The sequence below is a fragment of the Nocardiopsis sp. MG754419 genome (assembly GCF_018207095.1).
GTDB lineage: Bacteria > Actinomycetota > Actinomycetes > Streptosporangiales > Streptosporangiaceae > Nocardiopsis.
The window spans coordinates 1-14779 of record NZ_QOCZ01000052.1; the positions used below are offsets into that span (position 1 = coordinate 1).

The window sequence follows — 14779 nt, forward strand, 5'->3', positions numbered from 1 at the left end:
CCCGACCCCGCCCCCGAGCGTGTGCTCAAGGGCATCGCGGCCGGTCCGGGCGCCGCGGTGGCACCCGTCGCACGGATGGCGGAACCGCCCGCCCTCCCCGAACACGAACCCGCGGTCGACGACCCGGTGGCGGAGGAGAACGCGGCCCTCGGCGCCCTGGACGAGGTGGCGGCGGAGCTCGACCGACGGGCGGCCGATCTGGACGGTGAGGCGGCGGCGGTGCTCGGTGCGCTGGCACTGATGGCCCGCGACCCCGACCTGCGCCGACAGGTCGGGGAATTGGCGCGGGACGGTCGACCGGCCGCCTGGGCGGTCCACACCGCCTGCGGCCGCTACCAGGACCTGCTCCTGGCGGCGGGCGGCTACCTGGCCGAACGCGCCGCGGACCTGGGCGACATCCGGGACCGGGCGGTGGCGGTGCTGCTCGGTCTGCCGATGCCGGGACTGCCCGACCCGGGCCACCCGCACGTGCTGGTCGCCCGGGACCTGGCTCCCGCCGACACGGTCCGGCTCGACCCGGCGAAGGTCAAGGCGATCGTCACCCGGCTCGGCGGACCCACCAGCCACACCGTGATCCTGGCCCGTTCCCTGGGGCTGCCCGCGGTCGTGGGCTGCCCGGGTGCGGAGCACCTGGTCGAGGGCGCGACGGTGGCGGTGGACGGCGACGCCGGCACCGTCGAGGTCGACCCCGAACCGGAGGTCGCCGAGCGCATCGAGGGGCGGGCCGAACGGCGCCGGGTCCTGTTGGCCGAGTCCCGTGGACCCGGCCGCACGGCCGACGGGGTCCCGGTCGCCCTGCTGCTCAACGCGGGCGAGGGCGACCCGGACGAGGCGGCCGCGCACGACAGCGAGGGGATCGGGCTGTTGCGCACCGAGTTCCTCTTCCTCGACCGCGCCGAACCGCCCACCGTCGCCGAACAGACCGAGGTGTACACGCGGCTGTTCCGGGCCTTCGCCGGACGGGTGGTCACGGTGCGCACCCTCGACGCGGGGTCGGACAAACCCCTGGAGTTCGCGCCCACCGGTGAGGAGGCCAACCCGGCCCTGGGGGTCCGCGGGTTCCGTACCTCGCGCCCCCACCCGGACCTGCTCACCGACCAGCTCACCGCCATCGCCGCGGCCGAGCGCGCGGCCGCCGCCGAAGGCCCCTCCGCCCGGGTGCGTGTGATGGCGCCGATGGTGTCCACCGCGGCGGAGGCCGCGGAGTTCGCCGAGCTGGCGCGGTCGGCCGGGGCCGCCGAGGTCGGTGTGATGGTGGAGGTGCCCGCCGCCGCCCTGCTGGCCGACCGGTTGCTGCGCCGCGTGGACTTCGTGTCGATCGGCACCAACGACCTGGCTCAGTACACCATGGCGGCCGACCGGACCCTGGACGGACTCCCGGAGCTGCTGGACCCCTGGCAGCCCGCGTTGCTGCACCTGCTCGCCAAGGTGGGACGCGCGGGGGAGGGGCTCGGACAGCCGGTGGGGGTGTGCGGCGAGGCCGCCGCCGACCCCCTGCTCGCCTGCGTCCTGGTGGGGCTGGGTGCGACCAGCCTCTCCATGGCGCCACCGGCGTTGCCCGCGGTGCGCTATGTCCTGGCCCGGCACACCCAGGCCGAATGCCGACGCCTCGCCGAACTCGCGCTGGCCGCCGAGGACCCCGAGCACGCCAGGAAGGTGGTGCGGGAGGCGGCGCACCCCGAGGCCGTGCTGCTCTGACCGGTCCGGAGCGGCCCGCCGTGGCCGCGTCCGCGAGACGCGCCCCGGTCGACCGCCGTGACCCGCGGCGACCACGGTGCGCACCGGTGGGTCCGGTCCGGGGAGCCCGTGGTGCGGGCCTCCTCGGTACGCCCCACCGGATCGGGATGCTCCCGGGGGACCTCCGTCGCGACCGCCGCCCTGGCCATCGCGGCGCGTGATCCGGCCCCCGGGACGGTCGGCGCCCGGACCACACCCTCCGGGCGCCGCCGCCGGTGGCGCCCTCCCGTCCCCGTGCACCCGGGGCGGGAGGGGCCGCCCGCCCCGGCCGAGCGCACCCGAACGGACCCGAGAAAGGGCGGACCTCCCGGGGCCGACCGTGGCCGGTTCCGGTCGGGAGATGCGCCGTCGAAGACGTGCGTGACCCACGGAACAGGGCCGAGGCCCCGAGGGAGATCCCCCGGGGCCTCGGCCCTGTTCACGGTGGGGTACGGCTCAGGTCGTGTAGTCGGCGTTGATCCGGATGTAGCCCTCGGTCAGGTCACAGCCGTAGACCGTGAAGTCCCCGTCGGCGATGCCCAGGTCCACACCGATGCGGACCTCGTCGCCCTTCATGTGGTGGGCGGCGCGCTCCAGGGTCGCGTCGGTGGCCTCGGTCGGGAAGGTCTCCACGTCGCCGAAGACGATGCGCACGTTCTCCGGCAGCACGTCGGTCTCGTCCGAGCACTTGCCCACCGCCATGGCGACCCGTCCCCAGTTGGGGTCGGCGCCGTGCACCGCGGTCTTGACCAGCGGCGAGTTCACGACGGCCTTGCCGATCCGCTTCGCCTGCGCGTCGTCGCGGGCACCGGTGACCCGCACCTCGATGAGCTTGCCCGCGCCCTCGCCGTCGGAGGCGATCATCCGGACCAGCGCCAACGCCACCTCGGACAACGCCTCCTCGAACGCGTGCACGTCGACCGGGCCCGCCACCCCGTTGGCCAGGATCGCCGCGGAGTCGCTGGTGGAGGTGTCGGTGTCGATGCTCAACGCGTTGAAGGTGCGGTCCACGACCCGGCGGAACACCGCGTCCAGGACCGGCTGCTCCACTTCGGCGTCGGTGAAGAACCAGGCCAGCATGGTCGCCATGTCCGGCTCGATCATGCCCACACCCTTGGCCATGCCGGTGAGGGTCGCCTCGCCCACCCTCACGGAGACGATCTTGGGGTGGGTGTCGGTGGTCATCATGGCCGCCGCCGCGCGGTCCAGGTCGGCCGGCGGGAACTCGGCGGGCAGCCCGTCCAGGTAGGCGCGCATCCGGTCCATCGGATAGGGGCGACCGATGACCCCGGTGGAGGCGATCAGGATGTCGTCGGGGTCCACACCCGCGGCCCGCGCCACACGTTCCTGCACCTCGCGGGCGTCGCGTGTGCCGATCCGTCCGGTGGCCACGTTGGCGTTGCGGGCGACGACGGTGACCCCGCGGGCCCGTCCGTCGGCGGCCGCGTTCCGGCTCAGCCGCACACTGGGTCCGGCGAACCGGGAGCGGGTGAACACGGCGGACACCGCCGCCGGGGTCTGCGAGACGACGGCGAAGAAGTCGTCGTTCGGGTCCTTGATCCCCATGTTTCCGGCGACGCCGACGAAACCGGCGGGAACGGGGGTCTGGCTGCTCATCGTCCTCCTCGGCAGGCTTGTGGCGGCCAGCCTACTTCGCCACGCCCGACCACCTCGATTACGGCCTTCACCTGCGGGGGTTTCGTACTGTTCGGTGACGGCACGGGTGTGACAAGCCGGAGCGAACGGGGTATCCGCCGAGAGTGGGGAAGACCGCTCGGGGGGAGGCGTGTGGTGCGTGATGGTGACTGGCTCACGGAGACGGGGTCGAGAATCCGTGGGGTCCTGAAGGTGATGGTGGACGCCGACTGGCTTCCGGGCGGTGCCGCGGTCATCGGGACCGGCGGCATGTGGGAGTTCGTCGCGGTGGGGCGGATCGACGAGGAGCACGACACCGCGCCGGACGTGTCCTACGACGTGGCGAGTCTGACGAAGGTGATGGCGACCTGGCCGCTGGTCGGCAGAGCGGTCGCGGAGGGGGTTTTGGACCTCAACGCTCCGATGTCCGAATACTTCGATGGGGAGGACCTCCCCGGGGCCTGGGTGACGACCCGTCAGATCCTCACCCACACCAGCCGGCTCAACCAGGTCACCTGGATGGAACGGTACGTGGGTACCGACCAGGACCTGGCGGAGGCGATTCTGTCGGACCCGCTGGAGGAACCCGGCTACCTCTACATCGACCGCGGGTTCATTCTGCTGGGCCTGTTGCTGGAGCGCCTGTACGGCACGGGGCTGGACCGGCTCGCGGCCGACTTCTGGTCGCAGTTGGGCATGCGTTCCACCACCTACGGCCCGTTGGCCCGTTCACCCAGCGTGGCCCCCACCGAGCGTCGGCTCGTCGGGACCGCGCCCACGTGGGGCGTGGTGCACGACGAGGCGGCGGCGTTGATGGGCGGTGTGGCCGGTCACGCGGGGGTGTTCACCACCGCCATCGACCTGGGCTCCTTCGCCCGGGAGATGCTGCGCCTGCACGAGGGGGAGGCGGAGGGCGCGATCCCCGGTGCGTTCGTGCGGGAGAGCTGGACCCCGCAGGTCGACGCCGGTTCGCGGCTCTCCCGGGGGCTGGGATGGCTCGTCACCCCGGAGGGGGTCGTCTACCACAACGGGTTCACCGGCACGAGCCTGTTCATGCACCCCGAGAGCGGACGCTACGTGGGTGTGCTCACCAACGCCGTGCACTACGGGCGTGACCGCACCGGCCTGGTGGACCTGCGCAGCGCGGCGCGGTCGGCGCTCACACCACAGGCCCACGAATCCTCGCCGTGAGCCCGTCGAGGAACGCGGTGAGCCCGGGGGGACCGGGCACCGTCAGGTCGGCGGCCTCCGCCACCTCGGTGACCTCGTCGGAGGACGAGCACACGGTGACCCCCGGGACCCCCTGCTCGCGCAGGTCGGCCACGGCCCGGAAGGCGGGCAGATCGCCCAGGTCATCGCCCGCGTAGAGGACGCAGCGCGCGGCCCTCTCCTCCACCAGGGCGGTGAGGGCCGCACCCTTGTCCACACCCTGTGGACGGAGTTCGATCACCCGGCGCCCGGGCTCCACCTGGAGATCGGCGCGCGCGGCCAGGTCGGCCAGCGGGCCGGCCAGCAGTTCCAGGGCCCGATCGGGGTCGGCGGCGCGCCGGGTGTGCACGGCCAACGAACGTCCCTTGTCCTCGATCCAGGTGCCGTCGGGGGCACCGACGGCATCGATCAGCCGGGGGAGTTCGGCGCGGACCAGGGCCACCCCGGGGGGCGGGTCCGCCGCCATCACGCGGCCGTCCACCCAGCGTTCGGCGCCGTAGTGGCCGAGCACGACGATGCCGGGGACCCGGTCCAGCCCGCCCAACCGCACCGCCGTGGCGGCGGCGCGACCGGTGATCACCGTGATCGTCCCCAGCCACGCGGACAGGGTGGTCAGCGCCTCCACGACCCCGGGTTGGGGCGCCGAGGCGCGCGGGTCGGCGACGATGGGCGCCAGGGTGCCGTCGAAGTCGAATCCGGCCAACGCCGTGGACGGCGCGGAGACGAGGGCCTTCAGAGCGGCGCGACCCGCTTCGGTGTCGGGTTCGTGCGGGGGACCGGCCTCGGTCGGGGACATGCGATGACCTCGTCGTCGTCGGTGGGTCGCGCGGCGGGGTCCGGCGTGGGACGGGTGGTCGCCGCCGGGGGAGTGTGCGGGGGACGGGGTGCCTGTGCGGGGATCGTCCCGCATCGCACGTGCCGTATGCGTGGTGCTCAGACCAGGGCCCGGTGCCGGAGGGCGTGCCTAGATGTGGATGCCCAGTCTGCGGGCGTTGCGTTGGCGGCGGCGGTCGGCGCGCAGTCGACGCAGACGCTTGACGGTCATGGGGTCGAACGCGAGCGCCTCCGGCCGCTCGACCAGACCGTTGAGCAGTTGGTAGTAACGGGTCGCGGAGAACCCGAACTCGTCACGGATCGCCTGTTCCTTGGAGCCCTCGAACTTCCACCATTGGCGCTCGAAGGCGAGGATGCGCTGTTCACGTTCGGCGAGGGCCGACTGACCTCCGTCGAACGGACCGATATTCGGCATGGGACACCCCCTGGACGGGTCATTGGTTTGTCCGGATCGGCGGGACTCATGCTAGCGACTCGACATGCCGGATGAGGAGCGGAGAACCCAGGACTGGCACCGGAGCTACAGTTACGTGTCCTACCCTCCGGGTCACTTGTCCAAGCCTGAATCCTGTGCCCATGACAGAATTGCGAGGGTCCGGGGGAGGGCCCGGCGTTACGCCGACCGCAACGTTCGAGGGAGCCTGACGTGCTCGGGGGCAAAAGCCGTAGCAGGACGCACACACGCCATCTGGTGGGAGCCGCGGCGGGGACCTGTGCGTCCCTGATCGTACTGGGACTGACGGCCGCCGCGCCGGCCGTCGCCGCCGACATCCCCGACTTCCGGCCCGACCAATGGGCCCTGACGTCCATCGGGGCGCAGGAGGTCTGGGACAGCACGCAGGGTCAGGGCGTCACCGTGGCGATGCCCGGGGTGTCCGCCGACGAGGAGCATCCCGACCTGCGCGACAACGTGGTGATCGACTCCGAGTTCGGGGACAACGGGTCCGACGACGAGCAGGGCACGGCGGCGGCGGGCCTGGTCGCGGCGCACGGCCACGGTCTGGACGCCGACGGTGGTGTGCTGGGGGTGGCCCCCACGGCGAGCGTGCAGGTGCTGCCCACCCAGGACGACGTCGCCGGCGCCGTCCGCCACGCCGCGACCGAGGGCGCGCAGGTCATCCTGCTGCCCGAGGAGGTCGGCGACGACGAGGAACTGTTCGAAGCCACCGCCGCGGCGGCGAGCGGAGGCGCCCTGGTCGTGGGACCCGCGGGTGGGGACGAGGACCCGAACGTGCTCCGCGTGGCCGGTGTGGACGAGGACGGCGCGCTCATCCCGGGATCGCCGGAGGCGACCGGGATCGACCTGATCGCGCCCGGAGCCGACCTGCGGACCGCGGGCCAGGACATGCGCCAGGCCGACGTGACCGGAGCGCCCTACGCGGCCGCCGTCACCGCCGGCGCCGCCGCCCTGCTGGCCTCCGAGTACCCGCAGTTGACCCCGGCCCAGGTGCGCGAGGCCCTGGTCGAGGGCGCGCAACAGGGACCCGGCGGACTGCCCTCCCTGCACGTGGGCGATGCCTTCGCGCAGGCGTCCGGCACGGCCGAGGACGTTCCCCTCATCGACAACGAACTGGTGCAGGAGAGCGACACCGGCATCCCGGTGTGGGTGTGGTTCGCCCTGGTCGGCGTGGTGTTCGTGATCGTCGTGCTGCTGCTGGTGCTGTGGGTGCGCCGCAGCACGGCCGACCCCTACGGGGTGCAGGCCGAACGCGAGGCGGAGGAGGAGGAACTGGCGGCGGCCCGTGCCGAACAGGCCAAGGCCGAGGAGCGCCCCTCTCGCCGCAAGAAGGGCGGCCGACGCCGCAAGAGCAGGTGAGTGGGGCGGGGGTCGTGCCGTGTTGGCCGTGGGACCTCCGCTTCGCTTCGGCCCGTGTCCGGGCGCCCCACGGCACGGCGGGAACCTTCGGCACCTACGGTGTGATGGCTCGTACCTCGCGATCCCACCTCCGGCACCTCCACGGTTTTTCGGAGAGCAGGGCCCGCCGGCGCCCGAACGCACGCCCCCCGGGGAGGGGCCCTGCGCGGGCACTGAACCCCGACATGGCGTGGGGCACGGTGTGGTCGCGGAAGGTCCGGTCGTCGGGAGGGTCCGGACCGGCGCTTCGGGCGACCGTACGCGGGCCCTGCGCGGGGGCGTGAAGGTGGGTTCCGAGTACCGGCGGGGAAAGCGGCGGAAAGCGCCATAGCTGACGGTCATGCCTGGTCAACGCATGGTCATCGCTCGAATGCGCGTGCATATGTAAGCCACGCGCAGACTCTTGACGCGGGCTCCGGAGCGGGCAAGGCTTTGGGTATGTCCACCCTGAAATCCCCGTCCCTCCCCTCCCGTGGTGCCGCCCGGACCGACTCGCACCAGCACAACCTGGTCAACGGTCGGGTCACCATCGCCGCGCACGACCCCAAGTGGCCCTACCTGTTCCGGCAGGAGGCCGACCGCATCCGGCAGACCCTCGGTGACCGCGCCCTGTCGGTGGAACACGTCGGCTCCACCGCGGTCCCCGGCATGGACGCCAAGCCCTGCATCGACATCCAGGTCGCGGTGGCCGACCCCACCGACGAGTCCGCCTACCTGCCGTCGTTGGCCCAGCTCGGGTACAGCGTGTTCATACCCGTGACCGACTGGGACGAGCACCTGCTCCTCAAGGGCTCCCGCGTCAACGTGAACCTGCACGTGTTCGCCCACGGGAGCGAGGGCCTGGTGCGCGCGCGGCTCCTGCGCGACTACCTGACCGCCGACGCCGGTGCCCGGCTGCGCTACGCCGCCGTCAAACACGACCTGAGCGCACGGGAGTGGAGCCGGATCCACGACTACCTCGACGCCAAGTCGGGGATCGTCACCGAACTCCTGGCCGAGGCCCACACCTGGAGGGCGGCGACCCAGGCCGTGAACTGAGCACCGCGCCGGCCGACGGCGACGGACGGCCCCAGGCCCCGGACCCCGGAGTGACACCGGGGCCCGCTTCCGTGGGCCGGGTCGAACCGGACCGTCCCGCTCAGCCGAGCGAACGCAGTTGGTCCTGGAACCAGCGCCGCGGTGGCAGGGCCACCGCCGCCTCGGCGAGCCTCTTCCGACGCCGGCGTCGTTCCGCCTCCGGCATCGTCAACGCCTCGTGCAGCGCCTCCGCGGTCTCCACCGTGTCGTAGGGGTTGACCAGCAGCGCGTCCCGACCCAGTTCGTCCGCGGCGCCCGCCTCGCGGGACAGCACCAGGACGGAGTCCCGTTCGGACAGCACGGGGCCCTCCTTCGCCACCAGGTTCATGCCGTCCCGGATCGGGTTGACCAGCAGGACGTCGGCCAGCTGGAACGAGGCCAGCGACCGCGGGTAGTCGTCGTTGACCTCCAGCACCACGGGGGTCCACCCGGGGGTCGCGAACTCCTCGTTGATCTCCTTGGCGGTCCGCGACACCGACTCGGTGTACGCGCGGTACTCGGGCACGTCCCCCCGGCTCGGGTAGGCGAACGCCAGGTGGGTGACCCGGCCGCGCCACTCCGGGTGCGCCCTCAACAGTTCCCGGTAGGCCTCCAGGCCGCGCACGATGTTCTTGGAGAGTTCGGTGCGGTCCACCCGCACGATCAGCTTCGTCTCCCCGACCAGCCCGGTCAGCATCCGTCGGCGCTCGGCCACGGCCGGTTCGGACGCGCTCTGGCGCAGCCCCTCCTCGTCCGCGCCCAGCGCGTGCACACCCACCTCGACCACGCGCCCGCCGTGCTCCACGGTGCCGCGCTCCAGGTCGACGTCGGCGTTGAGCACCTCGGCGCAGCAGCGCAGGAAGGACTCCGCCCAACGGGGGCTGAGGAAGCCGAGTCGGTCCGCGCCGAGCATGCCCTCCAGGAGTTCCCGGGCCACCTGGGTCGGCAGCATCCGGAAGTACTCCGGGGCGGCCCAGGGGGTGTGCGAGAAGTGCGCGATCCGCAGGTCGGGCCTGCGCGTGCGCAGAATGCGCGGGACCAGAGTCAGGTGGTAGTCCTGCACGGCCACCCGGGCGTTGTCGGCCGCCCCGCTCACCAGCGCCTCGGCGAACGCGTTGTTGTAGGCGGAGTAGTCCTCCCACTTTCTGCGGAAGTCCGATCCGAACGACGGCTTGTTCGGGGTGTCGTACATCATGTGCTGGACGAACCACAGGGTCGAGTTGGCCACCTCCGTGTAGGCGCCGGCCAGAGTCTCCTCCGGAATGTCCAACATGTGGACGCGCATGCCGTCGAGGTCGTGCGCCCGATCCAGTCGGGCCCCCGGAGCCTCGGCCGCGGCGCGGCGGTCGGCGTCCGACAGGGCCGCGCACACCCAGAGACCGTCGATCTCGGTCGCCACCGAACTCATCCCCGACACCAGTCCTCCGCCGCCCCGGCGGAACTCCAGGGAGCCGTCGGCGGCCGTGGAGAAGGAGGCCGGTCCTCTGTTGGAGGCGATGAGGATCTGTGCCTTGTCCACCTGGTGGTCCTCTCGAATGCGCGGATGGGAGATGCGGCGGGGCGCGGGGGGTGTGTCACGGGTGTGCCCCGTCGCGGCGGGGCACACCGTAGGTCTCGCCGCGACACCCCCGGCCCAAACCCGCCTCGGCGCGGCCGGGGGCCACGTCACATCGGCCCGACGCGGCGCGTGCGCCACGTCCCCTCTGACCGGGTGCGTCTCATCGCGTCTCGCAGAACGAGACACATGGTGTAATACGGATCACCCGACATGGAAAACCGGTCAACACGTCCGTTACAGTGACGGTGCGTTCCCCGAGCGGAGACGCGACAACTTCATATTGCTCATCCAGAGGGGTGGAGGGACCGGCCCTGCGAAGCCCCGGCAACCATCTCGACATGTGGACGCGCGATCGCGTACCCGTCGAGGCAGGTGCCAACTCCGGCCTGGGGTCAAGGTGGCCACCAGGGAAGATGAGGGGAGACGCCTCGCCATGGCGATGACCGCCACCGAACCCGCCGCCGTCCGTGCCTTCGGCCCCGGAACCGCCCTCGCCTGTCGTGAGTGCGGCGAGCGCTACGAACTGTCGCCGATCTTCGCGTGTCAGTTCTGTTTCGGCCCCCTCGAGGTGGCCTACGACTTCGGCGACGTCAGCCGCGAGGAGATCGAGAGCGGCCCCAAGAACATCTGGCGCTACCGCTCGCTCCTGCCGGTCCCCACCAACGTGGCCGACCTGCCCAACATGAACCCCGGCTTCACGCCCCTGGTCCGCGCGGACCGCCTCGCCGCCGAACTCGGCCTGTCCTCCCTGCACGTCAAGGACGACTCCGCCAACCCCACGCACTCCTTCAAGGACCGTGTGGTCGCGATCGCCGTCGAGGCCGCCCGCACCTTCGGGTTCACCACCCTGTCCTGCTCCTCCACCGGCAACCTCGCCGGCGCCGTCGGCGCCGCGTCCGCGCGCGCCGGCTTCGACTCCTGCGTGTTCATCCCCGCGGGTCTGGAGGAGGGCAAGGTCGTCATGGCCGCCGTGTACGGGGGCAAGGTCGTCGCCATCGACGGCAACTACGACGACGTGAACCGCTTCTGCTCCGAGCTCATCGGCGATCCGATCGGTGAGAGCTGGGGCTTCACCAACGTCAACCTGCGGCCCTACTACGCCGAGGGTTCCAAGACGCTGGCCTTCGAGATCGCCGAACAGCTCGGCTGGCGCCTGCCCGAGCAGATCGTCATCCCGATCGCCTCGGGGTCCCAGCTCACCAAGATCGACAAGGGCTTCCAGGAGCTCATCAAGGTCGGCCTGGTCGAGGACCGCCCCTACAAGGTGTTCGGCGCGCAGGCCACCGGCTGCTCCCCGGTCGCCCGGGCGTGGGAGAACGGCCACGACGTCATCCAGCCCGTCAAGCCGGACACCATCGCCAAGTCCCTGGCCATCGGCAACCCGGCGGACGGTCCGTACGTCCTGGACATCGCCCAGCGCACCGGCGGTCGCGTCGAGCACGTCGGTGACGACGAGATCGTCGACGCCATCAAGCTGCTCGCCCGTACCGAGGGCATCTTCGCGGAGACCGCGGGCGGTGTGACCACGGGCGTCCTGCGCAAGCTGGTGCGCGACGGTCACCTCGACACCGGGGCCGAGACCGTCATCGTCAACACCGGTGACGGGCTCAAGACCCTCAACGCCGTCGACTCCGGGGTCACCGCGACGATCAAGCCCTCCCTGGACGCGTTCACCGCCGCCGGCCTGGTCTGACCGTCCCCGTACCTTCCGTCACCGCACCCATCAGGAGATCCACCATGAGCGCCAGCGTCCGCGTGCCCACCATCCTGCGCACCTACACGAACGACGTCTCCGAGGTCACCGCCGAGGGCGCCACCCTCGCCGAGATCCTCGACGACCTGGAGGCCAACCACCCGGGTATCCGGGCCCGCATCCTCGACGACAACGGCAAGGTGCGCCGCTTCGTCAACGTCTACGTCGGTGACGAGGACGTCCGCTTCGAGAAGGGTCTGCAGACCGAGGTCCGCGACGGGCAGCAGGTGTCGATCATCCCCGCCGTCGCCGGCGGCTGCTGAGCCGGTCGAACCGGGAGGGGCGGGTGCCGTGGGCGCCCGCCCCTCGTTCTGTTCCCGGGCCTCGTAACCTGGCGGGAGGACTCTTCCGGGATGAGGGTGGCGATGTCGGCGACACGGTTGTCGGCGCTCGGTCTCGCCTTCGTGGCGCCGGTGCTCGGCGCGCGTTCCCTCCGGCGCCTGGGCGCCTGACACTCCCGGCACCCCGGTGCTCCGAGGTCGGAGTCGAGCCCCGGTGGCTGTTCGCCGAGCGCTCAAAGCCCCAGTTGACGGGACGTTCACGCAGGTGAAGGGTGGTCTCCGAGGCGGGGAAATCGTGACCACATCGTTTGCACTCTCCAGGGGCGAGTGCTAAAAAGATGAGTGGATTAGCACTCATCTTGGTCGAGTGCTAACCGGATCGAGGCTGCGAGGTCGTCGGTCTCCGGCAGCAGGGTTGCCGGTGGGACCACGGCCGTCCGTCGCGGGCGCACGCCTCGTCCCGTCGCGTATCAGCCCGGTCACGGGAGGACAAGAACTCAATGGCAGCCAAACTGATCGCGTTCGACGAGGAGGCCCGTCGCGGCCTCGAGCGTGGCATGAACCAGCTCGCGGACGCCGTAAAGGTCACCCTCGGCCCGAAGGGCCGCAACGTCGTTCTGGAGAAGAAGTGGGGCGCCCCCACGATCACCAACGACGGTGTCTCCATCGCCAAGGAGATCGAGCTCGAGGACCCGTGGGAGAAGATCGGGGCCGAGCTGGTCAAGGAGGTCGCCAAGAAGACGGACGACGTCGCCGGTGACGGTACGACCACCGCCACCGTCCTGGCCCAGGCCCTCGTCCGCGAAGGTCTGCGCAACGTCGCCGCCGGCGCCAACCCGGTCGGCCTCAAGCGCGGCATCGAGGCCGCCGTCTCCCGTATCAACGAGGAGCTCGGCAACCTCTCCAAGGAGGTGGAGACCAAGGAGCAGATCGCCTCCACCGCCTCCATCTCCGCCGGCGACACCCAGATCGGCGAGAGCATCGCCGAGGCGATGGACAAGGTCGGCAAGGAAGGCGTCATCACCGTCGAGGAGGGGCAGACCTTCGGGCTCGAGCTGGAGCTCGCCGAGGGCATGCGCTTCGACAAGGGCTACATCTCGCCCTACTTCGCCACCGACCTTGAGCGCATGGAGACGGTCCTCGAGGACCCCTACATCCTCATCGTCAACTCCAAGATCTCCAACAACAACGAGTTCCTGCCCGTTGTCGAGAAGGTCCTGCAGGCCGGTCGTCCGCTGATGGTCATCGCCGAGGACGTCGCCGACGGCGCTCTGCAGACCCTCGTGGTCAACAAGATCCGCGGCACCTTCAAGTCCGTCGCCGTCAAGGCCCCGGGCTTCGGTGACCGTCGCAAGGCCCAGCTCGGCGACATCGCCGTGCTGACCGGCGGCCAGGTCATCACCGAGGAGGTCGGCCTCAAGCTGGAGAGCACCGAGCTCGACATGCTCGGCCGCGCCCGCAAGGTCGTCGTCACCAAGGACGAGACCACCATCGTCGACGGTGCCGGTGACGCCACCGCCATCGCCGGTCGCGTGAACGAGATCCGCAACGAGATCGAGCGCACCGACTCCGACTACGACCGCGAGAAGCTCCAGGAGCGCCTCGCGCGTCTGGCCGGCGGCGTGGCCGTCATCAAGGCCGGTGCCGCCACCGAGGTGGAGCTCAAGGAGCGTAAGCACCGCATCGAGGACGCCGTCCGTAACGCCAAGGCCGCCGTCGAAGAGGGCATCCTGCCCGGTGGTGGCGTCGCGCTGCTGCAGGCCAGCGTCCCCGCCTTCGAGAAGCTCGACCTGGACGGTGACGAGGCCATCGGCGCCGACATCGTGCGTCGCGCCATCGCCGAGCCGCTCAAGCAGATCGCGGTCAACGCCGGCCTTGAGGGCGGCGTGGTGGCGGACAAGGTCAAGCACCTGGAGCCCGGTTTCGGCCTGAACGCCGCCACCGGCGAGTACACCGACCTGTTCAAGGACGGCGTCATCGACCCGACCAAGGTCACCCGTTCCGCTCTGCAGAACGCGTCCTCGATCGCCGGTCTGTTCCTGACCACCGAGGCCGTCATCGCCGAGAAGCCGGAGAAGGCCGCGGCTCCCGCCGGCGACCCGACCGGTGGCATGGGCGGCATGGACTTCTAAGTCCAGGAGCCTCGAGGTCCGGATACGCGACCTCGCCCGCGACGACCGGGCGGACCCTCACGGGGCCGCCCGGTTTCGCCGTGTCAGGGGTCCGATCCGCTCAGGGGCCGACGCGGTCGGGGCCGCGAGGGGCCGCTCACCCGGCGCGGACGGGACACCTGCCCGGGAACGCGCCGAGAACGGGTGTCACGCGCGGGGTCCGCGGTGTTCGAGCCACGCGCCGACCGCGGCCTTCACCTGGACGGTGAGGTCGCTGTCGCCGTACTCCACGGCCGGGATCCACCGGAAGTCCGTGTGCTCCTTCGACAACAGCACCTCCGTGCCGTCGTGCGGTCGCGCGAAGGTGAACTGCCGCCTGCGGTGCCCGTGCCGGGACTCGTAGTCGAACCAGGAGACGAAGGGTTCCAACCGGAGCGGGACACCGGCGGGCAGACCGATCTCCTCGCGCAGTTCCCGCGCCAGCCCCTCGAAGAGGGCCTCGCCGGGTTCCACCCCGCCCGAGGGCAGGCTCTCCGCGCCGGGAAAGGACGTCTCGTCGTCGCGGCGACGCAGCAGGAGGATCTCCCGCCCGGCGTCGCGGTGGACGATCGCGCCCGCCGAGAACCGGACGATCCCCGCCCTCCGGGCGTCCTCGACCAGTGTGGCCGCATCGGGGCTGTGCATGAGGCGACGATAGCGCCCGGACGACGCGGTGGCCGGCTCCGGGGCACTCGTCGCGGAGGCGGGCGAGGAGGCTGTGCGAGGCGACGT

The 14779-nt window shown here is 71.5% G+C and carries 12 protein-coding genes and 1 riboswitch; of the genes, 7 read left to right on the forward strand and 5 right to left on the reverse strand.

Annotation, left to right across the window (positions count from 1 at the left end; genetic code table 11):
• Nucleotides 1-1698: phosphoenolpyruvate--protein phosphotransferase (gene ptsP / locus DSY14_RS12540; protein WP_249187778.1), on the forward strand; the 1698-nt coding region annotated here is incomplete at its 5' end.
• 474 nt (nt 1699-2172) lie between these two features.
• Here ptsP and argJ read toward each other — a convergent pair.
• Nucleotides 2173-3333 carry a bifunctional glutamate N-acetyltransferase/amino-acid acetyltransferase ArgJ gene (gene argJ / locus DSY14_RS12545; RefSeq protein ID WP_211716700.1) on the reverse strand — a complete coding sequence of 387 codons (1161 nt, stop codon included), beginning with the start codon at nt 3331-3333 and terminating at the stop codon, nt 2173-2175.
• 174 nt (nt 3334-3507) lie between these two features.
• On the opposite strand from argJ, the gene DSY14_RS12550 reads away from it, so the two are divergent.
• Nucleotides 3508-4542, forward strand: a complete 1035-nt coding sequence (locus DSY14_RS12550) for a serine hydrolase (protein WP_211716701.1) — start codon at nt 3508-3510, stop codon at nt 4540-4542.
• Here the strand turns inward: DSY14_RS12550 and otsB are convergent.
• Together otsB and DSY14_RS12560 are read right to left on the reverse strand one after the other, a co-directional pair.
• On the reverse strand, nt 4511-5356 hold the full coding sequence (otsB, locus tag DSY14_RS12555) for a trehalose-phosphatase (RefSeq protein ID WP_211716702.1): 846 nt from the start codon (nt 5354-5356) through the stop codon (nt 4511-4513). The two genes, DSY14_RS12550 and otsB, sit on opposite strands and share 32 nt — an antisense overlap.
• A gap of 168 nt (nt 5357-5524) precedes the next feature.
• The gene (locus DSY14_RS12560; protein WP_211716703.1) at nt 5525-5809 is read right to left on the reverse strand and encodes a DUF3263 domain-containing protein; all 285 of its coding nucleotides are present in this window, start codon (nt 5807-5809) and stop codon (nt 5525-5527) included.
• A gap of 231 nt (nt 5810-6040) precedes the next feature.
• Between DSY14_RS12560 and DSY14_RS12565 the strand changes: the two genes are divergently transcribed.
• Together DSY14_RS12565 and DSY14_RS12570 are read left to right on the forward strand one after the other, a co-directional pair.
• Entirely contained in the window at nt 6041-7210 is a 1170-nt protein-coding gene (locus DSY14_RS12565; protein ID WP_211716704.1) for a S8 family serine peptidase, read from the forward strand.
• A gap of 477 nt (nt 7211-7687) precedes the next feature.
• The gene (locus tag DSY14_RS12570) at nt 7688-8287 is read left to right on the forward strand and encodes a GrpB family protein (RefSeq protein WP_211716705.1); all 600 of its coding nucleotides are present in this window, start codon (nt 7688-7690) and stop codon (nt 8285-8287) included.
• A 100-nt stretch (nt 8288-8387) separates the two neighbouring features.
• Here the strand turns inward: DSY14_RS12570 and DSY14_RS12575 are convergent, their stop codons facing one another.
• Nucleotides 8388-9824, reverse strand: coding sequence for a trehalose-6-phosphate synthase (locus DSY14_RS12575; protein WP_211716706.1), 1437 nt, complete (start codon nt 9822-9824; stop codon nt 8388-8390).
• 320 nt (nt 9825-10144) lie between these two features.
• Nucleotides 10145-10283, forward strand: a riboswitch (SAM riboswitch).
• Nucleotides 10284-10296: 13 nt separating this feature from the next.
• Here DSY14_RS12575 and thrC point away from each other — a divergent pair.
• The 3 genes from thrC to groL all read left to right on the forward strand — a co-directional run bounded on the left by thrC (nt 10297) and on the right by groL (nt 14029).
• Nucleotides 10297-11556, forward strand: coding sequence for a threonine synthase (thrC, locus tag DSY14_RS12580; protein ID WP_211716707.1), 1260 nt, complete (start codon nt 10297-10299; stop codon nt 11554-11556).
• 44 nt (nt 11557-11600) lie between these two features.
• A complete protein-coding gene (locus DSY14_RS12585) occupies nt 11601-11879 on the forward strand; it encodes a ubiquitin-like small modifier protein 1 (protein WP_211716708.1) in 279 nt (92 codons plus the stop codon).
• Between the two features lie 518 nt (nt 11880-12397).
• Nucleotides 12398-14029, forward strand: a complete 1632-nt coding sequence (gene groL, locus DSY14_RS12590) for a chaperonin GroEL (protein WP_211716709.1) — start codon at nt 12398-12400, stop codon at nt 14027-14029.
• Between the two features lie 186 nt (nt 14030-14215).
• Here groL and DSY14_RS12595 read toward each other — a convergent pair whose 3' ends face one another.
• Entirely contained in the window at nt 14216-14692 is a 477-nt protein-coding gene (locus DSY14_RS12595; protein WP_211716710.1) for an NUDIX hydrolase, read from the reverse strand.
• Nucleotides 14693-14779 lie beyond the last annotated feature (87 nt).

What these genes read in the sequence shown, in the direction of transcription:
- thrC (WP_211716707.1), top strand. Translation starts at nt 10,297, where the DNA reads ATGGCGATGACCGCCACCGAACCCGCCGCCGTCCGTGCCTTCGGCCCC.
- DSY14_RS12560 (WP_211716703.1), bottom strand. Translation starts at nt 5,809, where the DNA reads ATGCCGAATATCGGTCCGTTCGACGGAGGTCAGTCGGCCCTCGCCGAA.
- DSY14_RS12595 (WP_211716710.1), bottom strand. Translation starts at nt 14,692, where the DNA reads ATGCACAGCCCCGATGCGGCCACACTGGTCGAGGACGCCCGGAGGGCG.
- DSY14_RS12585 (WP_211716708.1), top strand. Translation starts at nt 11,601, where the DNA reads ATGAGCGCCAGCGTCCGCGTGCCCACCATCCTGCGCACCTACACGAAC.
- DSY14_RS12570 (WP_211716705.1), top strand. Translation starts at nt 7,688, where the DNA reads ATGTCCACCCTGAAATCCCCGTCCCTCCCCTCCCGTGGTGCCGCCCGG.
- argJ (WP_211716700.1), bottom strand. Translation starts at nt 3,333, where the DNA reads ATGAGCAGCCAGACCCCCGTTCCCGCCGGTTTCGTCGGCGTCGCCGGA.
- otsB (WP_211716702.1), bottom strand. Translation starts at nt 5,356, where the DNA reads ATGTCCCCGACCGAGGCCGGTCCCCCGCACGAACCCGACACCGAAGCG.
- groL (WP_211716709.1), top strand. Translation starts at nt 12,398, where the DNA reads ATGGCAGCCAAACTGATCGCGTTCGACGAGGAGGCCCGTCGCGGCCTC.